Here is a 19,863-nt window from a genome sequence, read left to right as displayed (position 1 = left end):
CCGGCTGCCCTCGTTTTGGGGAACGCCAGCCTGCGCACAGGCTTCACGACACACTGGAGAGTTCCTATGTCCTCATCACGCTATCGGCTCGCGCCGGGCAGGGCGGCCGCTGCCGCCGTTGCATCCTTGATTCCGTTCTCCCACGGCGTGGCTCAAGACGCGGCCAGCAACACGACAGCAAGCAACAAGGGCAGCGTCTCGCTGCCGCCCGTGGTCGTCGTCCACAAAGAGCACAAGGCCGCCGGAAAGAAAGCAAACCATTCCACGCCGGCGGCAGCTAACTCCGGCCCCGGAGTCGAGGACCACGAGGCCCCTCGGCAATCGGAGATCGGACTTCGTAACGACGGCCTCGCCGTTCCGCTTTCCGCGACGCAGAGGACGAGCCGCGATTTCCAGTCCATGCAGCCCGGAACGAGCAGCACGGCGGATCTGATTGCGGATGCGCCCGGTGTCAGCATTTTCAGGGCTGGCGGCGTGTCGGGCATCCCCGCGCTCAACGGCCTTGCCGACGATCGGGTGAAAGTCCTGCTCAACGGCATGGTGGTCTCGTCGGCCTGCGCCAATCATATGAACCCGCCGCTCTCCTACGCAGACCCCGCACAGGTCGGATACGTCGAGGTGCTGACCGGCGTGGCCCCCGTCTCCAAGGGCGGCGATAGTCTCGGCGGTACCGTGATCGTCGAAAGCCATCCGCCGCATTTCGCAAGCCCGGAGCAGGGCGTCCACACGGCGGGAAGCCTGTCGGCCTCCTATCGCAGCAACGGCGACGGCATCGGAACCGCCGCCACCGCTCATGCCGCGACCGAGACGGTGAGCGTCAACTATGCGGGCGCGTGGAGACGGTCCGGCAACTACGACGACGGCCGCGGCACAGAGGTCTACTCCACCGAGTACGAAGCCCAGAACCATTCCGTTCAGCTCGCGATCCGCAACGGAAGCGATGTCTTCATCGTCCAGGGCGGTCTCCAGTACATCCCCTACCAGGGCTTCGTGAACCAGCGCATGGATATGGTCGACAATCAGGCCTGGTTCCTGAACACGCGCTATGTCGGAACCTTCGGCTGGGGCAAGCTGGATGCGCGCGCCTTCTACCAGCACACCGACCACGAGATGAACTTCCTGTCCGACAAGAAATACAACAAGGCGCCGCCCTATCGGAACATGCCGATGCTGACCGAAGGCGAGGACATGGGCTATGCGATCAAGGCGGAGATACCCCTTTCGCAGCGCGACCTGCTCCGCGTGGGCAACGAGCTCCATCACCAGGCGCTCGACGACTGGTGGCCCGCCACCATGGCCATGGTGAGCATGATGGGTCCCGATACGTATCTCACCATCAATGACGGAACGCGAACCCGGCTCGGCACCTTCATCGAGTGGGAGCGCAAGTGGGATCACGCTTGGTCCACGCTCTTCGGCGTGCGCAACGATGTCGTCTGGATGGATACCGGCGACGTGCACGGCTACAACGCCGCCGTGGGAGGCATGGGCGGCGTCTATGCCCTCGATGCGGCAGCCTTCAACGCCCGCAATCACGAGCGCACCGACACCAACATCGATGTCACGGCCCTGGCGCGCTACGAGCCGAACCGCAACACGAGCTATGAGGCGGGCTACGCCATGAAGTCGCGCGCGCCCAATCTCTATGAGCGCTACGCCTGGAGCCGCGTGGACGGGCCCATGGACAACGCCCAGATGGCAATGAGCATGATCGGCTGGTTCGGAGACGGTAACGGCTACGTAGGCAACCTGGATCTCGAGTCGGAAACCGCCCATACGGTCAGCGTCACGACCGGCTGGCACGACGGCGCGCGCAAGGATTGGGAGTTTAAGGTCACGCCCTACTACACCTACGTGGAGGACTACATCGGCGTGAGAAAGATCGGCAATGCCATCGGCCAGCCGGGCTTCGTCAATCTCGAGTTCGTCAACCACGATGCGGAGCTGTACGGCATCAACTTCGCCGGAAGCGTGCGCTTGCTGGCGAGCCGAGACTTTGGCGAGATCGGCCTCTCCGGGCGCGGCGGCTATGTGCACGGCGAGAATGTCGATACCGGCGTCAGCCTCTATCACATGATGCCGCTCCATGCCCGGCTGGCGCTCACCCATGCGCTGGGCGGCTGGTCCAGCGCCGTCGAGCTCGATCTCGTGGGCGGCAAGCACAACGTCGATACCACCCGCAACGAGCTGGAAACTGCGGGCTACGCGCTCGTCAATCTGCGCACGAGCTACGAGGTCGACAACTGGCGTTTCGATCTCGGTGTGACCAATCTGTTCGACACTTACTTCGAGGACCCGCTGGCCGGCCACTATATCGAGCCGACTATGTCGGGTCACATCGGCGGCGTGGCGGCAAAGGGAAATGTGCCGGGCGAGGGACGCTCCTTCAACGCGGGCCTCACCGTGAAGTTCTAGGAGCAGCACCGGCATCACGGCATGAGGGAGGGAGGACGGGGTACCGCCGTCCTCCCTTTTTTTATGTCCCTCGAGGAGGAAGCCTCAGCGCGCGAGGAGCGGCAGCCCATGGCGCTCCCGCGCCATGTCGCAGGCATGGTCGCCGGGCTCGCAGGCGCGGCATACCTCGGGCCGGTCGGCGTAGATCGCGCAGGACGTCGCAACGCCGATCTGACCGACGAGGGCCAGGCAGCGCACGCCATCGCAACGCATGCCCGAAAGCTGGTCATTGACCATCTCGGCGGGAATCCGGTCCAGCGTGGCGTCGTCCTCAATGGTGAAGCGCGGCCATTCGTCGGAGTAAGCGCAGCACGCCCCGCACACCGTGCAGGGGGAGGAGTTTCCGCCCTGCATCACGGGGGCGGCGCCCAAAATTCTGCTATCTTCCTGCTCTTTCATCGGGATGTTGGGTGTCGATCGAGACTGGCGGTGCGGCCGCCTGAGCTGTAGCCTTGGCAACGGAAAAGAGCGTCTGCTCAGAGGTGCCGGACATGGACCAGCAGAACAGGGGCCAGCAGAGCACACGGATACGATTACGCCGGGCAGAACGTAGCGGGCAAGTCCCGCGTGCAGTATGCCTCTTTCTCGTCGCCGTTTCGCTTGGCGTCTGTGCGGCAGTATCCGCAACTCACGCGACGATCCAGGAGGAGAGCTGCATCGAGCCGGATATCGAGTATCCGGTGCCGTGTGACGACGAAGAGTGATTTCAACTATAACGGTGCGCGCGGCGAACGCGGAAGGAGGAGCACGTGATCCAATGGAAGCCTGTGGCCGACTATGTCGAGCCCGAATGGGACAGGCCCGGGGTGGCGTTGCCGCCGCTGTTGTTCTGGCGCCCGAACAAGGGAGCGACCCTCGGCTACATTCGCGACGAGGAGCTGTTCGATGCCAAGTGGGTGTACGTGAGCGACGCCAACAAGGTCACCCATTTCTCCGCGGTGAATGCGCCGGGCGACAACGTAGTGGATCTTGCCGCCCATAGAAGCGAGGCCAAGGGCTGAGGATCTTCTGAACTCTGCGCAATGAAAAAAGGCCCCGGATGCGATGCGCATCCGGGGCCATTTCTTTAGAAGACCGATTTAGTTCTCGTCCCACCCTCGCCGTGAGAGCAGCGGCGTGATGCGGCGCACGGAGACGCGGCGGTTGATCCGAGAAGGCCCGTCAGTCATGACCTTGAGATACTGCTCGCCGTATCCCTGCGTCGTGAGGTTCTCCGGCGGAATGTCGAACGTCTCCGTCAGGATGACGGCCACCGTTTCCGCGCGCCGGTCGGACAGCGAAAGGTTGTCGATGTCGGAGCCGACGGCATCCGTGTGCCCTTCGATCAGGAACACCTCGTCCGGCGACTTGTCGAGGATCCGCCGCATGGCGTCGGCGATGCGCTCGAGCTTGCGATACTGGTCCTCGCCGACATCCCAGGATCCGAAGTCGAAATTGATCGCATCGAGGTCGACGCGGCGCATGCGCTCGAGCACGCGGTAGCTGTGGCGCACCTCGTCCAGCGAGTAGCCGCGGTCGAGCCGCTCGATGGGCGGCGCGCTGAGCGCATCGTAGATGTCCTCCTCCGAGGCGTCGTCATAGTCCACGATGTACTTGTCGCGCGGAATGCGAACATCCGGCGGCGGCAGATCCACGTAGGAATCGTAGTAGCGGCCGGGGCCGAACTGCGAGCCGCGACGATCGTGATAGAAATTGCGGTTGTCGATGAGCACGATCTCGCGCCCGTCGCGATCCTTGCGCGAACGTCTCAAAAGCCGGCCTTGCTCGTCCTCGAGCGTATAGATGAGAGCGCCGGCGAGGCCCATGTACACCGTGAGCAGCGTGCCATCCTTGCGCCGCTCGCGCCGCAGCTCGCGGCCCGACTTTGCAAACCGGCGCGTCTCGTCGTGCCGAATGAAGGCACGGTTGTTCTCGCGCACGATCACGCGCTTGTCCGGCTCCACGATCACATTGCGGGCACCGCCGAGGTCCACTCGCTCCCGCCGTCCCTTACGCAGAGCTTCGAATTTGCTTGCCGATCCTTCGCGCCAACGCTCGGTGTCGCCGGGGCCGCCGCGACCGCGGTCTCCGCCGCCCTGGCGATCGCGCTCGGCTTGCTGGCGCGCGCGTTGGTATTCCTGGTCCGCCTTCGCGCGGTCGAATTTGCTCGGCCCGCGATCGCCGTCCCGGCGGCGCTGGGCATCCAGTTGCTGCTGGCGGATCTCGTTTTCACGTGCGAGGTCGGCGTCGCGGTTCGGACTGCCGCGTCCCGCCTCCATCTCCTTCTTTTTGATGATGCCTTCGCGGATCCGGTCGATGTCCCGCTTCGGCGGAGGGGCTGCGTTCTCTCTGGCCCGCTGATCGTCGATCTGCTTCTGCTTGATGGCGTTCTCGCGAGCCAGGTCCGCGTCCTGCTTTTGCTTGAGTGCCTTGTCACGCTCCTGCTGCGCATCGAGCTGCTGACGTCTCAGCACGTTGTCACGCTCGCGGTCGGCGTCCTGTCTGCGCGTTGCAGCGTTGTCCCGCGGCTGCACGGCGTTCTGCTCCTTACCCTGCATAACGCGTTCGCGAATGCGATCGATGGGGCGCTTGGGTGGGGCAGCGTTCTCCTTGGCTTTCTGTGCGTCGAGCTGCTGCTGCTTGATGGCGTTCTCGCGGGCTAGGTCCGCATCCTGCTTCTGCCTGAGCGCTTTCTCGCGAGCCTGCTGGGCCTCGAGCTGTTTCTGCTTGAGAGCCTCGCCTTGGGCGCGGTCGATAGTCTTGTCCGGCTTACCCGCAGGCTGGCCCTGCGGTTGCCCCTGCCCTTGCCTTTGCGGCGGAGGCCCGCCCTCGCGGCCAGGCGCACCGCCTTCGCGGCCAGGCCCGCGCTCGCCTCGGCCCGGTCCCTCCTTGCCTGGGGTACGCTTTCCCGGGCGGGTGTTGTCGCCCTCTTTATCTTCCCCCTGATTGGCAGCGGGGCCGCCCGGCCCTTGCTGCGCGATCCGGTACTCGGGGTCCCGCGTCGGGGTCTGGGCGTGCGGAGCGGATGGCGCGATGGCGGACGTGAGGAGAAGGGAGAGGGCCGCGGTGAAGGCGCGATGGGTCATGTTCTATCCAAAGTTGATCCGGGGCCGGTCGACATCGTCCCGGAACAAGGCCGAAGGGTGCCTGGAGCGTCGTCCCGGCAAACAAGGCTTCGCTTGAGTCCTAGACACCCATTGACCCCCGTTTAGTTCGGGAAACAGCGCAAATGATGGCGGTAAAAGGCCCTTTTCGGTCCTGGATGGACGCAGACGGTCGCGACCGCGTCCCCGCAGACCGGGGATTTCCTCCCGGATTGTTCTGCCATGACACGGCATGGTGAGGCGCGCAAAGAGCTATGCAAAACAACTCATACTGGGAGAAGACCTCGTGATCCGTGGTGTACTTGTGGTTGGACTGCTCCTTGCCTCTGGCAGTCACGCCTTCAGCGCTGACTGCAAGGAGGAGGTGAGCCAGGCGTTCTCGAAGCTGCGCAGCGGACCGGGCTTCCGGCTCCAGACGAAAATTGTCAACGAGCAGCAGGGAACCCTGCATATGACGGTAGACTACCTGCTGCCGGACCGCATGCATCAGCGCGTGAGCCTCGGCGATCAGGCAACTGCCCAGATGGAGACCATCGCCATCGGCAACAAAGTCTGGTCGAACCAGGGACAAGGATGGTCCGAGGTTCCGGCTAATTTTGCCGAAGTGATCGCCAAGCAGCTCAAGGAATCGGTGGCTGAGCCCTCGAAGAGCCAGCTCGCCTACGAGTGCCTGGGTGAGACGACGTTCGAGAGCAAGCCCTATCTGGCCTACAAGGCTACCCTTCCGCCCGTGACCGAGGAGCGCGCGAAGGGAGACAAGGAAAAGCCTGCCGAGCCGGCCAACATTCAGACGCTCTACGTCGACAAGGCGACCGGCCTGCCGGCGCGCAATATCGTGACGAAGGGCGATGGATCGGATACGCGCTTGTTTGACGGCACGTTCAGCACGCCGACAGACATCGCGATCAATCCGCCGAGCTGACGAAACCGCGACAGCTACCCGATAGAAAAATGCGCAAGCCCTCAGTCGAGAGCTTGCGCAATTTCTTTTGCGGCTTCTATTGGAGTTTAGTCGCGATTGCGCCGTCCGGAGGGACCCGGCAGATGCTGGATCGCAATGCGCATCAGCTCCGGCAGGCTGCGTGCGCCGAGCTTCATCTTGATCTGCGATGTGGTGTTGGCCACGGTCTTGTAGCTGATGCTGAGCTCTTCCGCGATCACGCCGTAAGACTTGCCTTCAGCGATGAGCGAGAGCGTCTGAAGTTCGCGCACCGTGAGCGCCTGAAGCGGGCTCGCATTGAGCCGCGTCTCGCTGAACGCGATCTCCGAAGCGACCTCGTGGCTGAGATACGGCCGGCCCTGCCGCACGGTATGGAATGCCTTGAGGAACTCGTCCGAAGGCGCATCCTTGAGCAGATAGCCCGTGGCACCCGCCTCCAGTGCGCGGCGGATGATCATGGGATCGCTGTGCATGCTGAGCACGAGGATCGGCGTCTTCTTGTCGTGCAGCCTGAGACGCCGCACGAACGACAGGCCGCCGAGCGCCGCGGTCTTGATCGAAAGGTCGACGATGATCACGTGCGGATGATGAGCGCGGTATTGTCGGTAGCCGTCAGCCAGGCCACCCGACTGCAGAACGCGCGCGACCTCGGCTTCCTCGAGGATGCGGGCGCACCCCTGAAGCACGAACGGATGGTCGTCGATGATGAGCACTCGGAGCTGCTCGACGCTTTGCATAACTGGTCCCATGGGTCGTCTGTCCTTGCGGGCTAGGGCGTTGCGCCATAGCGGGTCTTGAGGGTTGCGAGCGCCTCCGTGCGGGTGACGCTCGAGACCCGGAGATTGAAATAGTACTGGCTCACGGCGCCGAAGCCTTCAGTCTGGCCCATTTTGCCGCCGATGCTGGTGAGATCACCGAGAATATCTGTCGCACGTTCTTTTATTCCGTGCGGCTCGAGCATCTCGGAGAGCTGTGCGGAGCGGTTGGCGATCATCCGCTCGCTCTCCCGATAGCGCGTATGCGCGGTCGCCAGCAACTCCGCCACCCGCTGAACCTCGGGGTCGGTGATCGGTCGCGCGTCTTCCTCGCCGCGGCTTGCGAGCCATTGGGCGGGAGAAAGGGGACTGGAAAGCTCGAGCCAGGCGGTCTTGTGAGGCGCCGCTTCCGCGGGATCCACGCGCTTCGCCTCCTGGCGCACGGGCTCGTCTCCGCATCCGCCGAGGCCCGCGCACGCGAAGAGAGACGCTGCGAGGAGGGCGGCGAAAGAGGCGGAGCGCTTTACGCGCTGATCGGAGCCGTTTTTGTGCACCACGATCGCTCTAACCTCCCTCTTTTGGATCGGAATCGAGGCTCGAAACGAGCCGCGAATGAAAGTGAAACACCACAAGACGGTGCTTCGCGGCGATCACAATAACGTTACATAGTTACGTTTTTGCCCGTTGCCGGGGCAAGCCCGGCTTCTTTGCAATTTTATCCCGTCGATGTCTGCCAGTCGGACTAGAGACCGCACCGAATGTCGCAGTCTAGCGTGCGGCCACGGTCCGAGACGCAAAGCCGCAACGGGCGAGAACAAGCCCTTGGCGGTGCAGCAAATCGGGTCGTGAGCGTGATGTCCCCCGACGTGGTCAGCGGGACATTGCGACACTGGATAGAGGCAGGCTGCGGATGCGCACTCATGGCTAACCGTGAGGCTCTCCGCGGGAACTGTCTCGGCCTTGGGATGGATAACGCGAGGTTTTGGGAATGATGAAGCACCTGGGTAAGGGGCTGTTGGCTGGCGCGTCCTGCGCTGCGCTGATGGTCGCCATGGGTTCGGCATCCTCTTCGTTCGCCAACGACAAGCTCAACGAGCTGTCGAAGAGCAACGAAAACTGGGTGATGCCGGGCAAGAACTACAGCTCACAGAACTACAGCCCCAACACGCAGATCAACACCGAGAACGTGAAGCAGCTCCGCGCTGCCTGGTCGTTCTCGACGGGTCTGCTGCACGGGCATGAGGGAACGCCGCTCGTCGTGAATGGCGTCATGTACGTCCACACGTCGTTCCCGAACAACACGTTCGCTCTCGACCTGAACGATCCCGGCCACATCCTGTGGCAGCACAAGCCGAAGCAGGATCCGGCCGCTCGCTCGGTCGCTTGCTGCGACCTCGTCAACCGCGGTCTGGCCTACTGGCCGGGCGACGGCAAGGTTCCGGCTCTGATCATCAAGACCCAGCTCGACGGCCACCTCGTGGCTCTCAACGCTGAGACGGGTGAAGAGTACTGGAAGGTTGAGAACGGCGACATCAAGGTCGGCCAGACGCTGACCCAGGCTCCGTACGTGATCAAGGATCTGGCTCTCGTCGGTTCCTCGGGCGCCGAGCTCGGCGTTCGCGGTCACACCACCGCTTACAACGTCAAGACCGGTGAGCAGGTCTGGCGCGTGTACGCAACCGGTCCCGACAACGAGGTCGGCCTGGCTGACGACTTCAACAGCGCAAACCCGCACTACGGCCAGAAGGGCCTTGGCACGGGCACCTGGGAAGGCGACGCCTGGAAGATCGGCGGCGGCACGAACTGGGGCTGGTACGCCTATGACCCCGAGACGAACCTCTTCCACTATGGCTCGGGCAACCCGGCGCCGTGGAACGAGACCATGCGTCCGGGCGACAACAAGTGGACGATGACGATCTGGGGCCGCGATGCCGACACCGGCAAGGCCAAGTTCGGCTACCAGAAGACCCCGCACGACGAGTGGGACTACGCTGGCGTGAACGTCATGATCCTTTCGGAGCAGACGGACAAGGCTGGCAAGAAGCGCAAGCTTCTCACCCACCCCGATCGTAACGGTATCGTCTACACCCTCGACCGCGAGAACGGTGACCTCGTCTCGGCTAACAAGCTCGACGATACGGTCAACTGGGTGAAGCAGGTCGACCTCAAGACGGGCCTCCCGGTTCGCGATCCTGAGTTCGGCACCCGCATGGACCACAAGGGCAAGGAAATCTGCCCGTCGGCCATGGGTTACCACAACCAGGGCCACGACTCCTACGATCCCACGAAGGAACTCTTCTTCATGGGCATCAACCACATCTGCATGGATTGGGAGCCCTTCATGCTTCCCTATCGTGCCGGCCAGTTCTTCGTCGGCGCCACGCTGTGGATGTACCCGGGTCCGAAGGGTGATCGCCAGAACTACCTCGGTCTCGGTCAGATCAAGGCCTACAACGCGATCTCCGGCGACTACAAGTGGGAGAAGATGGAGCGCTTCTCGGTCTGGGGCGGCACGCTCGCGACCGCAGGCAACCTGGTGTTCTACGGAACGCTTGATGGCTTCATCAAGGCCCGCAACTCTGACACCGGTGAGCTGCTCTGGAAGTACAAGCTTCCCTCGGGCGTGATCGGTCACCCGATGACGTATGAGCACAAGGGCACCCAGTACGTCGCCATCATGTACGGCGTCGGTGGCTGGCCGGGCGTTGGTCTCGTGTTCGACCTGCAGGATCCGACCGCTGGCCTTGGTGCCGTCGGCGCCTTCAAGAATCTGCAGAACTACACGCAGATGGGTGGTGGTCTCCAGGTGTTCTCGCTCGACGGCAAGAACCCCTACAACGACCTCTCCGTCGGTGAGTTCGACACGAAGGGCTGATCTAGCCTGAACTAAAGGCCGCCGCAGCGCCGATCATCCTCTCGTGGCAGAGAGGCGCTGCGGCGGCCCCCACGCCGGAATGGCGGACCCAAACACACACCGCGATCGCCCGGAAGAGATGCAGGCCAATGCATCCGAAAAAAAGGGGGATCGGAAGAGCCAAGCCGCAAAGCTCAGAGCGAAATCTGAAGCGAAAGAGACGGCAAGCTCGACACATCAAGAGGAACCCAAGGTGAAAGTCATGAAGCGTTTCGCGTCCTCCCGCTTCTCTTCCATGAAATCTGCGCTCGTCGCGCCTCTCTTCGCGGTTGGCCTCGTGGCCACGCCCGCCCTGGCCGCTGACGACGCCAACTCCGAAGCCTCCGCCATGCTCCGCATCTGCGCAGCGGCGGACGAGCTGCCCTATTCGAACCGCGATGGATCCGGCTTCGAGAACAGGATTGCGGTCGCTGTGGCCGACGCCATGGGGCGGAAGCCGCACTTCGTATGGTTCTCGCGCCCAGGCATCTATATCGTCCGCGATCAGCTCGACATGAAGATGTGCGATGTCGTGATGGGCATGGACACCGGTGATCCGCGCGTCCTCACCACCAAGCCCTACTATCGCGCTCCTTACGTCTTCATTCAGCGCAAGGACACCAAGCTCGACATCAAGGATTGGAACAGCCCGGATCTCGCGAAGGCTGCCAAGATCGGCTTCACGCCGGGTACGCCCGCCCAGATCATGATGGAGAAGCTCGGGCTCTTCCGCGAGCACTTCAACTACATGCACTCGCTGACCAACTTCCAGGATCGGCGCAACAAGTTCACGCGCGTTCCGCCCACCCGCATGGTCAACGAGGTCGCCGACGGCACGGCGGACGTCGCCGTGAACTTCGCGCCGGAAGTGGCGCGCTACGTCAAGGCGTCCGACAAGCTGATGCTGACGGTCATCCCCGACGACAACGTGCGCAGCGACGGGGAGAAGGTTCCGCATCATTTCGATCAGTCGATCGGCGTCCGCAAGGACGACACTGCACTCCTCTCGGCACTGGATCTCGCGCTCGAGAAGGCGAAGCCGAAGATTGAGGAGATCCTGAAGGACGAAGGCATTCCGCTCGTGACGGGACTGCCGCGCTCGTGAGTGAGGAGGCGGGAGGCGGACGTGGACACCGCCTTTCCGGTTTGGGAGTTCAACGAAATATAACAACGGGTAGCGACGAGAGAATGACGAGGAAGAGCAAGGCGATTTTTGCGTCTGTCCTGCTGGCGGCAGGCGCATTCGGAGGTGCTGTCGCGTGGGCGGAAGATTTTCGGCACACGATCACGGGTGAAGACCTGAAGGTGCCTGAGACTGCGAATCCGGAAGGCCGGGATACCGAGGCGGTCAAGAAGTTCCTTGAAAGCGGCGTGAACCTCTACACCGAGGTCAAGGCGTGCCTCCCCAAGGGTGAGGAGGTCTATCTGACGTCGTGCTCGGGCTGTCATGGCCATGTCGCCGAAGGCAAGGTCGGACCCGGTCTCAACGACGCCTACTGGACCTATCCGAAGAACAAAACCGACAAAGGTCTCTTTGAGACGATCTACGGCGGCGCCCAGGGCATGATGGGACCGCACAACGATCTGCAGCTCGACGAGATGCTGAAGCTGATCGCCTGGATCCGCCATCTCTACACCGGCGACATCCAGGAAGCCGATTGGCTTACCGAGGAGCAGAAAAAGGCGTTTACGCCTTACAAGCTCGAGGAACACGCATCCGCGGACGACAGCGCAAAGGCTGCGGACGCAGGTGAGTGCAAGGTATCCGCAAACTAACCGGCCAGGGCGCCTTCGCGGGCGCCTCCCGGGGGATATGCGGGTGTCAGGGCGGATTAAACCGCCCGAAGTCGAAGACGCTGATTGGAGGAACTGACCCATGACGAAGACCATTGTGACGCTCGCCGCAAGCGCGGTGATCCTCGCAGTTGGTGCCGGCGTTGCCGGCGCCTACGATGGAACGAAGTGCAAGGCCGCGGGCGTTTGCTGGGAGCCGAAGCCCGGCTACCCGGAGAAGGTCGCCGGCTCGAAGTACGACCCGAAGCACAACCCCGCCGAGCTTGCTAAGCAGCAGAAGTCGCTCGACGACCAGGCCGCTCGCAACGCGAAGCGCTCCGCGCACTTCCAGAAGACGGGCAAGTGGGTCTACGACGTATCGAAGATCCAATAGTCGTTCGATTGATTCCTCGGCTGCAGTGCCACGCTTGCAAGAGTGCTCTGCTTCCTCTCCGAGGGTTCTTGGGGTGCGGCTTCGGCCGCACCTCCTTTTGAGCAAGAACAACAAGGCTCCGGTTCGGCTCCGGGCGCCGCGAGGTCCTGATGCCGCACGATAAGATCGAATCCGGTCAATCCACCGGACGCATTGACTTGCCCGGATGGCGTAGCCGGGCCGCCAAGTTCGAAACCGAAATTGCAAAAGCGGTGGTGGGCCAGGAGCGCGTCATCCGCTTATTGACGATTGCCCTTTTTGCGCGCGGTCACGTGCTGCTGGAAGGCGACGTCGGCGTGGGCAAGACGACCTTGCTGCGTGCGGCCGCGCGCGCGGTGGGCGGTGCCTACGAGCGCATTGAAGGCACGATCGACCTGATGCCGGGCGATCTCATCTATCATACTTACCTCGCCGAGGACGGGCGCCCGCGGGTCGACGAAGGCCCCGTGCTTCGCGCAGGCGAGGATCTCGCCATCTTCTTCTTCAACGAGATCAACCGCGCCCGCCCGCAAGTGCACTCACTTCTCCTGCGTCTCATGGCCGAGCGCAGCGTGACGGCGTTCAACCGCGAGTTCCGCTTTCCGCACCTCGTCGTGTTCGCGGACCGCAACCGCGTGGAGCGCGAGGAGACGTTCGAGCTGCCTGCGGCGGCGCGCGATCGATTCCTGATGGAAATTGCCATCACCACGCCAGCCGATCTCGCAACGCGGCGCGAATTGGCTTTCAGCACACGTTTCCATGACGGCGATCGTCTCATCGGCTCGATCGAGGAAGGCATCCTGCCTTACGACCAGCTGAATGATGTCGGCCGCGCCATCCAGGAAGAGATCAAGACCAGCGACGCGTTCGAGCGCTACGTGCTCAATCTCTGGCAAGCCGTGCGCTACCCGGCCGAGGCCGGCATCCAGATCCCGGGCGTCGATACGGCGCGCCTTGTTGCAGCAGGCGCAAGCCCGCGCGGCCTGAGCTATCTCGTCCGCGCAGCCCGCGTCGCAGCCTGGCTCGACGGGCGCACGATGGCGGTTCCGGAAGACGTACGGTCCGTCTTCTTCGAGACGATGGCGCACCGCATCTTCTTCGAGCCCGTCTACGAGCTTCGGCGCGAGCGGGTGGCGCGCGAGTTGATCGACGCGCTCTTCGAGACGGTGCCCGTCCCATGACGACGAAGCCCATGACGTCGCCACCTCCGGTCGATCTGCCCTATCGGATCGTCTGGCGGAGCCGCTCGGTGCGTCAGGGGTCCCACCGCAGCACGCAGTCGGGTGCGGGCGGCCTGTTCCGGGACCTCGCCACCCTTATGGAGTACCGCGATCCTCGCCGCATCGACATGCGCCAGACGTTGCGGGATCCGTTCGGCACGCTGCATGTGCGCCGCTTCGAGGAGAAGAGCGAGATCGGCGTCACCATGCTGCTCGATGTCTCGGGCTCCATGGCCTTTCACGGCGCCTCTAGAAAGATGGAGATCGCGGCCGAGCTCGCCACCGTTCTCGCCACCTCGGTGCGCCGCGCAGGCGATACCTTCGCTCTGTACGCGGCTGACAGCGAGGTGAGGGAGGAGCTTTGCGTTGCGCCGACGCGCTCTCGCGCGGGTGAGGCGGAGATGGTGGCCGCCCTTCGGGCATACGTGCCTGCCCACCGGGGCGCGGCCGGGCTCATCGAGGCCGCCCAGAGGATCGGCCGCAAGCGCAATGTCGTCTTCGTCGTGTCCGATTTCCTGCTCCCCGAGCAACAGCTCGAGGAGCTGTTCGACGCCCTAACCGGGCACGACGTTGTCCCGATCAGGATCTCGGATTCGAGAGAGAACGCCGAGCTTCCGTCCTGGGGCCTCATGGAGCTCACGGATCTCGAAACTGGCCGGCGACGCCTCGTAGCCATGAGGCCTTCTTTAAAGGCCGAGTGGCAAAGGAGGATCGAGGCCCGCCGGTCCTTTTTTCGATCTCTGGCCTCGCGCTACGGTCGCGAGCCGTTCGAGATCACGGATTCCATCCGATGGGATCTGCTGGGCGCCCATCTCGCGACGGGAGCATGAGCCATGCTGCGGGCCATCTTCGCTCTACTGTCGATCCTTGGGCTTGCGCAGGGCGCCGCTGCGGGTGTGCGCTCCATTAGCGTCGAGGACCCGAGGCCATTCGGATACTTCCTCGGCGATACGCTCGTCCGCACCATCGAGATCGAGACTGGCGCTGACGACGAGATCGTTCCCGCGTCCCTCCCGCGCACCGGGCCGTCCAACTATTGGCTGGAGCTGAGGTCGCTCGATCTCACATCCTCGCTTCACGGAGACGCGCGCCGGCATCGGCTGACGCTGACGTATCAGACGTTCTACGCGCCGATCGATCCCAAGAAGGTCACAATCCCGGCAACAGAGGTGACGGTGCGCAGCCCCGAGGGCAGCGAGACGGCGACCTTGCCGCCGTTCACGTTCCTCACCTCCCCGATTCGCGAGATCTTTCCGGAGAAGAGCGGCGAGACGGCAGAGACGTTCCTGCGGAATGACAGTCCGCCTCCGTTGCGAAAGTCTGGCAATTTGCGCTCCGCCGCTTTGATAGCGGCCGGCCTCTCGGGCCTGCTGCTCGTTCTGCTCGCACGTGATCTCGCCTGGTGGCCGTTCGATCGCCGTGCCGCACGGCCGTTCTCTCGCGCCGTGCGAGATGTGACGCGCGCGCTCGCGTCCGGAAGCAATGGTGACGGCTATCGCAGCGCGCTGCTCGCCCTGCATCGCGCCTTCGACACTGCCGCCGGCCATCGCCTGCTTGCCGCGGATCTCGACGGATTCCTCGCGGCCCATCCGGAGCATTCAGAAACGCGCGCCGAGGTCGAGCGCTTCTTTGCAGCTTCACGCTCCGTATTCTTCGGAGACGCGCAGAGGGAAGGCGAGATCGGCCTGCCTCCGTCCGATCTGAGGCAGCTTGCCGCCGTCCTTGCCCGGCAGGAAAGGGCGGCCTGATGGATCTCGCCCTCCAGACGCCCTGGGTGCTGGCGCTCCTTCCACTGGCGCTGCTCCCACTGCTGCTCTCGGCGCAGAGAGCGCAGAGCTATCCCTCGATCGAGGGCATCGAGGCGGACCCCTTGTCGGTAGCCCTGGATTGGATGCTCCGGATCGTGGGGAGCATCGCCATCGTGGCGCTGATCCTCGGCATCGGCGGCCTTCACCGGCTGGGTCGTACCATCGAGAAGAGCGGCGAGGGCGCCCACATCGTTCTGCTCATCGACCGCTCGTCGAGCATGGACAACACCTTTGCCGGACGCGCTCCGGAGGGCGGTGAGGAGAGCAAGTCTGCCGCCGCGCGCCGCCTGCTCAAGGATTTCATCGTGCACCGTGACCATGACCTGGTCGGTGTTGCAGCCTTCTCGACGTCGCCGATGCACGTGCTGCCCATGACCGAGCACAAGGACGCGGTGCTGGCGGCGGTCGACGCCATGGATCGTCCGGGCCTCGCCTTCACCAACGTTGGGCGCGGCCTCGCCCTTGCGCTCGACATGCAGGAGGCAGACCCGTCTCCCGCCGCGCGCGTGATCGTGCTCGTGTCGGACGGTGCGGCCGTCATCGACAGGAAGGTGCAGGAAAAGCTGCGCGCCGCGTTTGCCCGCAGGCCCATCAATCTCTATTGGCTCTTCCTGCGCACCGCCGGAACCCCCGGAATCTCCACCGTGCCCGCGCCTGGCGAGGAGGATACGCCCCAGGCCATGCCGGAGCGCCATCTCGACAAGTTCTTTAAGTCTCTCGGCATCGACTATCGCGCCTTCGAGGCAGAGAACCCGGAGGCGATCGCCCTCGCCATCGCCGAGATCGGCAAGCTCGAGCGCAGCCCGATCACGTATCTCGAGCGCATCCCGCACGAGGATCTGAAATCGCGCGCCTTTGCGGTCGCCGCTGCCGCGCTGCTGGTGCTGTTGGCGGCCAAGCTGGCCGAGGTCCGTCTCGTTCCTTCAAGCGAGGACGCATGAGCATCGCATCTGAGCCCATCACTCTGTCGCGCCTTCTCGCCCCCGTTTTTGCCGCGATCCGCAAGGTGCGCACGTTTCTCCTGGCAACCGCGCTCATCGCCTCTGTCGCGACATTGGCGGTGCTCACCTGGCGTATCCACGAGGTCCGCCGCGACAATGCAATTATCGCGGCATTGAAGGAGGGCGAGGACGTCCCCGTAGATGCGCGCAAGGCCTCGGGAGAGGTGCTGGTCGCCCGCTCTCATTTCCTCCTGCAGCGTGACCGGCGCGAGGAGGCCCAGACGCTGATCGACGGCTCGTCCGCCATGACGGATCCGAAGCTCCGGGCGCAACTGCTCTACAACCATGCCAATGCGCGCGTGCGCAACGCCATCGACCTCGTCCAGCGGGGCGATATCGATAAGGCGATCCCTCTCACCCGGCTGGCCAAGGATGAATACCGGCTGGCCCTGCGCCTCGATCCGCAAGCCTGGGACATCAAATACAACTACGACGTCGCCATGCGCATCGTGCGCGACTTCCCGGGCTACGAGCAGGAAGGCGAGGATGTGCCGCCGGATGCGCCGAAGCGCCTGTGGACCGATCTTCCCGGTGTGCCGAAGGGGCTTCCATGATGCGTGAGCGATTGGAGGATGTGCGCTTCTGGGTCTTGCTCGCGGCACTCGTCTTGACTGTGCTCGCGATGATCCTTCCGCGCATCAAGCTGACGCGCAACGCCTACGATATCGTCGCCGTGGTCGACATCACGGGTAGCATGAACACCCGCGACATGACCGTATCGGGGAAGCCGGTGAGCCGCCTCGAGGCATCGAAGGACGCGCTGGAGCGGCTGCTCGCCACGCTTCCCTGTCAGTCGCGCCTCGGTCTCGGCGTCTTCACCGAGCGCCGCTCGTTCCTGCTCTTCAATCCCGTGGAGGTCTGCGAGAATTTCGCGCCGATCGAGACCGCGATCCAGAACCTCGACTGGCGGATGGCCTGGGAAGGGGACAGCATGGTCTCCAAAGGCTTCTACAGCGCCGTCGCCATCGCGGACGATCTCAAGGCCGACCTGCTGTTTGTGACCGACGGCCATGAAGCGCCTCCTCTTCCGCCCGGCGGCGGCATTCCGGATTTCGAGGGCACACCCGGAAAGGTGATGGGTCTCGTGCTCGGTATCGGCGGCAAGGACAAGGTGCCGATGCCGAAGTACGACGACGAGGGCAACGAGATCGGAACTTACGGCCCCATGGATGTGCCGCAGGAAAATCACTCCGGTCCGCCTCCGCCGGACGCCCATTTGCGGCCCGGTTACCATCCCAAATGGGCGCCCTTCGGCACCGATGTGCAGAAAGGCGAGGAGCATCTGACGTCCGTTCGCAGTGAGCACCTCGACAGCCTGTCGGCCAAGGCCGGCCTCGCCCACGCTGATCTGGTCGACACCAAAGACGTTCTGGGCGCGATCGCATCGCACGCCCACACCCGCCCGGTGGAGGTCTCGGTCGACATTCGCCCTATTCCCGCAGCCCTGGCTCTCGCGCTCCTGGTCGGGCTCTACGCCATACCGCGCCTTGCGCAACTACGCAGGGATCTCAAGGAGGCCGCCACCCGCAGGGCGGATCGCACGAAAGATTTGACACGCCCAACACCGCTCGGAATTTGAAAAGCAACACGAGGATGACAATGACACTGTTCGCACGCGTGATGGGCGTTCTCGCCCTGTGGATCGGCGCAACGGCTCCGGCTCTTGCGCACGGCCCCACCCCTCAGAAGGCGGAGGAGAAGATCACGATCGCAGCTCCGCCCGCGAAGGTCTGGGCCGCGCTGAAGGAGTTCGCCGACGTGAGCTGGAACCCCGGCATCACCAAGACCGAGGCCACTGGCGGCAACGACTCGGGCGCAAGCCGCTCCATCACGTTGAAGAACGGGAAGGTGCTCGTCGAAGGCCTCGACGAATACAGCGCCGACACCATGTCCTACGGCTATCGCCTCTCGACCGAGAACCTGGAAGCGCTGCCCGTGAGCTTCTACTCGGCAACCATTGCGGTGACCCCGTCCGGAGACGGCAGCGAGGTGACCTGGATCGGCCGCTTCTACCGCGGCGATACCAGCAACTTCCCGCCCGAGAACCTGAACGACGAAGCTGCCGTAAAAGCCATGACCGAGTTCCTTCAGGAAGGCCTGAAGGGCCTCAAGGCCAAGGTCGAGGGCAGCGGCTGAGACAAAGCATCGGAGTGCGATCATGAGATTTCTCTGCCTCCGAGGGAGCGCCGTGGCTGCCATGCTCGTGACATGGCTGGCCTTTGCGAGCGCGTCTCTCGGGGCAGAGAAGCTCTACGTGTTGAGCCAGACAGGCGCCAAGCTGACCGAGATAGATCTTGCGACGCATCAGCTCGGCGCGTCTGTCGCACTCGAAAAGGCGCCCGCGGCCTTGACGTTCTCGCGAGACAGCAAGCTGGCCTACGTCACTCACCCCGATCTCGGAAAAATATCGGTGGTGAGCCTCGGCGGGCAGAAGGTTCTCCGCACCATCAGCGTCCCCGGCTCACCGTTCGGCATCGCCGTCGCCGGGAATGGACGCATTTACGTCGCGGATTGGAACGGCGCAGACGTCGCCGTCCTGGAGCCTTCCGATAACGGCGCGACACAGCCTCGTATCTTGAAAGTCGGGCGTGCACCGGCCCACGTTCTTCTCACGCCCGACGAGACGACGCTGTTCGTCGCCAATCGTGAGAGCGACAGCGTCAGCGTAATACGGGCCTCCGATCTCGAGGTGGTCGCGACCATCGCGGTGGGGCGGGCGCCTTTCGCGATGGCGCTCTCGCCGGATGCCAAGCGCCTCTACGTCGGCAACGTGCAGGGCGGCTCCGTTTCCGTGATCGATACCGCTGCGCTGGCCGTGGTCGAGACGATCAAGAGCGGCGCAATGCCTTACGGCGCGGCGGTGACGCCCGATGGCGCCCGCGTGCTGGTCACCAATCAGCAGAGCAGCACGGTCGCGGTCCTGGAGGCTGGCGGTGCCCCTCGTCCGGGCGTTCGTGTCGGCGGATATCCCGAAGGCGTCGCGATCGACGCCAGTGGCCATTTCGCATATGTCGCCAACTGGTTCTCGGATGATGTCTCGGTGCTGGATCTCGCAAGCCTCAAGGAAATTCGCCGCATCAAATGCCCCGGCGGTCCGCGATCGGTTGTGATCGCGCGAGATCCGTGACGAAGGCGAAAAGAAAAAATGACAAACGAGGGAGAAAGCGGCGCATGCAATTCGGATCACGCCTGAGGGCGCCAGCGCTTGCGGCGGCGCTGATCATCCTCTCGTCCGCGGCCGCAGAGGCCGGAAAGTTCTGCGGAGATCCTGTGGAGGGTGGAAAGTCGTCGGGTTCCACGCAGGAGGAAGCCGCACAAGCGGCCCAGAACTGGTGGTCGTCGCGCGCCGGCTCGCTCGGCCGTGGATACGAAAGCTGGGACAATGCCGACGACCGCGGGCTGGAATGCAGCAAGGGTGGCGATGGAACCTTCTACTGCAAGGCCACAGCCCGCCCCTGTCTCCCGGAGGGCGTGCTGCCCGAGAACGTGCCTAAGCTCGATATGTAAGCGTCCTCAGCGGAGGC

Annotated in this window: 20 protein-coding genes; 16 read left to right on the top strand and 4 right to left on the bottom strand. The window is 63.7% G+C overall.

The genetic code is table 11. The features are described from left to right. Positions 1-66: 66 nt before the first annotated feature. Positions 67-2,415, top strand: a complete 2,349-nt coding sequence (locus tag PE058_RS16265) for a TonB-dependent receptor (protein ID WP_271028872.1) — start codon at positions 67-69, stop codon at positions 2,413-2,415. A gap of 84 nt (positions 2,416-2,499) precedes the next feature. Here PE058_RS16265 and PE058_RS16260 read toward each other — a convergent pair whose 3' ends face one another. Then, positions 2,500-2,808: a YkgJ family cysteine cluster protein gene (locus PE058_RS16260; RefSeq protein ID WP_271030622.1), complete on the bottom strand. Its 309-nt coding sequence runs from the start codon at positions 2,806-2,808 to the stop codon at positions 2,500-2,502. A gap of 395 nt (positions 2,809-3,203) precedes the next feature. Between PE058_RS16260 and PE058_RS16255 the strand changes: the two genes are divergently transcribed. Next, complete coding sequence (locus PE058_RS16255; protein ID WP_020087481.1) at positions 3,204-3,455, top strand: hypothetical protein; 252 nt, start codon at positions 3,204-3,206, stop codon at positions 3,453-3,455. Positions 3,456-3,533: 78 nt separating this feature from the next. Here the strand turns inward: PE058_RS16255 and PE058_RS16250 are convergent, their stop codons facing one another. Beyond that, a complete protein-coding gene (locus PE058_RS16250; protein WP_271028871.1) occupies positions 3,534-5,519 on the bottom strand; it encodes an OmpA family protein in 1,986 nt (661 codons plus the stop codon). A gap of 304 nt (positions 5,520-5,823) precedes the next feature. Here PE058_RS16250 and PE058_RS16245 point away from each other — a divergent pair, with 304 nt between their 5' ends. Continuing rightward, entirely contained in the window at positions 5,824-6,459 is a 636-nt protein-coding gene (locus PE058_RS16245) for a hypothetical protein (RefSeq protein WP_156827519.1), read from the top strand. A gap of 86 nt (positions 6,460-6,545) precedes the next feature. Here PE058_RS16245 and PE058_RS16240 read toward each other — a convergent pair whose 3' ends face one another. Both PE058_RS16240 and PE058_RS16235 read right to left on the bottom strand, forming a co-directional pair. Then, entirely contained in the window at positions 6,546-7,226 is a 681-nt protein-coding gene (locus tag PE058_RS16240) for a response regulator transcription factor (RefSeq protein ID WP_245257711.1), read from the bottom strand. Between the two features lie 20 nt (positions 7,227-7,246). Beyond that, the gene (locus tag PE058_RS16235; protein ID WP_020087478.1) at positions 7,247-7,789 is read right to left on the bottom strand and encodes a hypothetical protein; all 543 of its coding nucleotides are present in this window, start codon (positions 7,787-7,789) and stop codon (positions 7,247-7,249) included. A gap of 485 nt (positions 7,790-8,274) precedes the next feature. Between PE058_RS16235 and PE058_RS16230 the strand changes: the two genes are divergently transcribed. The 13 genes from PE058_RS16230 (at position 8,275) to PE058_RS16170 (ending at position 19,846) form a co-directional block, all read left to right on the top strand. Further along, complete coding sequence (locus PE058_RS16230; RefSeq protein ID WP_156827527.1) at positions 8,275-10,107, top strand: methanol/ethanol family PQQ-dependent dehydrogenase; 1,833 nt, start codon at positions 8,275-8,277, stop codon at positions 10,105-10,107. A 241-nt stretch (positions 10,108-10,348) separates the two neighbouring features. Continuing rightward, positions 10,349-11,230 (top strand): methanol oxidation system protein MoxJ, encoded by an 882-nt coding sequence (moxJ, locus tag PE058_RS16225; protein WP_271028870.1) that lies wholly within the window; start codon positions 10,349-10,351, stop codon positions 11,228-11,230. Between the two features lie 83 nt (positions 11,231-11,313). Continuing rightward, entirely contained in the window at positions 11,314-11,901 is a 588-nt protein-coding gene (moxG, locus tag PE058_RS16220) for a cytochrome c(L), periplasmic (RefSeq protein WP_020087475.1), read from the top strand. A 100-nt stretch (positions 11,902-12,001) separates the two neighbouring features. After that, a complete protein-coding gene (locus PE058_RS16215) occupies positions 12,002-12,292 on the top strand; it encodes a methanol dehydrogenase [cytochrome c] subunit (protein WP_020087474.1) in 291 nt (96 codons plus the stop codon). Between the two features lie 149 nt (positions 12,293-12,441). Next, positions 12,442-13,491, top strand: a complete 1,050-nt coding sequence (locus PE058_RS16210; protein ID WP_020087473.1) for an AAA family ATPase — start codon at positions 12,442-12,444, stop codon at positions 13,489-13,491. Further along, entirely contained in the window at positions 13,488-14,360 is an 873-nt protein-coding gene (locus tag PE058_RS16205) for a DUF58 domain-containing protein (RefSeq protein WP_020087472.1), read from the top strand. The genes PE058_RS16210 and PE058_RS16205 overlap by 4 nt, the downstream gene beginning before the upstream one ends. A 3-nt stretch (positions 14,361-14,363) precedes the next feature. After that, on the top strand, positions 14,364-15,278 hold the full coding sequence (locus PE058_RS16200) for a hypothetical protein (protein ID WP_020087471.1): 915 nt from the start codon (positions 14,364-14,366) through the stop codon (positions 15,276-15,278). After that, positions 15,278-16,279, top strand: coding sequence for a vWA domain-containing protein (locus PE058_RS16195; RefSeq protein WP_020087470.1), 1,002 nt, complete (start codon positions 15,278-15,280; stop codon positions 16,277-16,279). The genes PE058_RS16200 and PE058_RS16195 overlap by 1 nt, the downstream gene beginning before the upstream one ends. Next, on the top strand, positions 16,276-16,893 hold the full coding sequence (locus tag PE058_RS16190) for a hypothetical protein (protein ID WP_271028869.1): 618 nt from the start codon (positions 16,276-16,278) through the stop codon (positions 16,891-16,893). The genes PE058_RS16195 and PE058_RS16190 overlap by 4 nt, the downstream gene beginning before the upstream one ends. Continuing rightward, a complete protein-coding gene (locus PE058_RS16185) occupies positions 16,890-17,918 on the top strand; it encodes a vWA domain-containing protein (RefSeq protein WP_271028868.1) in 1,029 nt (342 codons plus the stop codon). Before PE058_RS16190 ends, PE058_RS16185 begins: the two co-directional genes overlap by 4 nt. Positions 17,919-17,938: 20 nt before the next feature. Further along, positions 17,939-18,475: an SRPBCC family protein gene (locus PE058_RS16180; protein WP_020087467.1), complete on the top strand. Its 537-nt coding sequence runs from the start codon at positions 17,939-17,941 to the stop codon at positions 18,473-18,475. A gap of 22 nt (positions 18,476-18,497) precedes the next feature. Continuing rightward, positions 18,498-19,466 (top strand): YVTN family beta-propeller repeat protein, encoded by a 969-nt coding sequence (locus tag PE058_RS16175; RefSeq protein ID WP_271028867.1) that lies wholly within the window; start codon positions 18,498-18,500, stop codon positions 19,464-19,466. 44 nt (positions 19,467-19,510) lie between these two features. Then, complete coding sequence (locus PE058_RS16170) at positions 19,511-19,846, top strand: hypothetical protein (protein ID WP_020087465.1); 336 nt, start codon at positions 19,511-19,513, stop codon at positions 19,844-19,846. The last annotated feature ends 17 nt before the right edge of the window (positions 19,847-19,863 follow it).

The sequence above is a fragment of the Hyphomicrobium sp. DMF-1 genome, from assembly GCF_027886585.1.
Taxonomy (GTDB): domain Bacteria; phylum Pseudomonadota; class Alphaproteobacteria; order Rhizobiales; family Hyphomicrobiaceae; genus Hyphomicrobium_C; species Hyphomicrobium_C zavarzinii.
The sequence above is the reverse complement of the archived record's forward strand: the minus strand, read 5'-3'. Positions and strand labels throughout refer to the sequence as shown.

Coding starts and splice junctions, on each gene's coding strand:
- PE058_RS16265 (WP_271028872.1), top strand. CDS start 67: ATGTCCTCATCACGCTATCGGCTCGCGCCGGGCAGGGCGGCCGCTGCC.
- PE058_RS16260 (WP_271030622.1), bottom strand. CDS start 2,808: ATGCAGGGCGGAAACTCCTCCCCCTGCACGGTGTGCGGGGCGTGCTGC.
- PE058_RS16250 (WP_271028871.1), bottom strand. CDS start 5,519: ATGACCCATCGCGCCTTCACCGCGGCCCTCTCCCTTCTCCTCACGTCC.
- PE058_RS16240 (WP_245257711.1), bottom strand. CDS start 7,226: ATGGGACCAGTTATGCAAAGCGTCGAGCAGCTCCGAGTGCTCATCATC.
- PE058_RS16230 (WP_156827527.1), top strand. CDS start 8,275: ATGGTCGCCATGGGTTCGGCATCCTCTTCGTTCGCCAACGACAAGCTC.
- moxJ (WP_271028870.1), top strand. CDS start 10,349: ATGAAGCGTTTCGCGTCCTCCCGCTTCTCTTCCATGAAATCTGCGCTC.
- moxG (WP_020087475.1), top strand. CDS start 11,314: ATGACGAGGAAGAGCAAGGCGATTTTTGCGTCTGTCCTGCTGGCGGCA.
- PE058_RS16215 (WP_020087474.1), top strand. CDS start 12,002: ATGACGAAGACCATTGTGACGCTCGCCGCAAGCGCGGTGATCCTCGCA.
- PE058_RS16210 (WP_020087473.1), top strand. CDS start 12,442: ATGCCGCACGATAAGATCGAATCCGGTCAATCCACCGGACGCATTGAC.
- PE058_RS16205 (WP_020087472.1), top strand. CDS start 13,488: ATGACGACGAAGCCCATGACGTCGCCACCTCCGGTCGATCTGCCCTAT.
- PE058_RS16200 (WP_020087471.1), top strand. CDS start 14,364: ATGCTGCGGGCCATCTTCGCTCTACTGTCGATCCTTGGGCTTGCGCAG.
- PE058_RS16195 (WP_020087470.1), top strand. CDS start 15,278: ATGGATCTCGCCCTCCAGACGCCCTGGGTGCTGGCGCTCCTTCCACTG.
- PE058_RS16190 (WP_271028869.1), top strand. CDS start 16,276: ATGAGCATCGCATCTGAGCCCATCACTCTGTCGCGCCTTCTCGCCCCC.
- PE058_RS16185 (WP_271028868.1), top strand. CDS start 16,890: ATGATGCGTGAGCGATTGGAGGATGTGCGCTTCTGGGTCTTGCTCGCG.
- PE058_RS16180 (WP_020087467.1), top strand. CDS start 17,939: ATGACACTGTTCGCACGCGTGATGGGCGTTCTCGCCCTGTGGATCGGC.
- PE058_RS16175 (WP_271028867.1), top strand. CDS start 18,498: ATGAGATTTCTCTGCCTCCGAGGGAGCGCCGTGGCTGCCATGCTCGTG.
- PE058_RS16170 (WP_020087465.1), top strand. CDS start 19,511: ATGCAATTCGGATCACGCCTGAGGGCGCCAGCGCTTGCGGCGGCGCTG.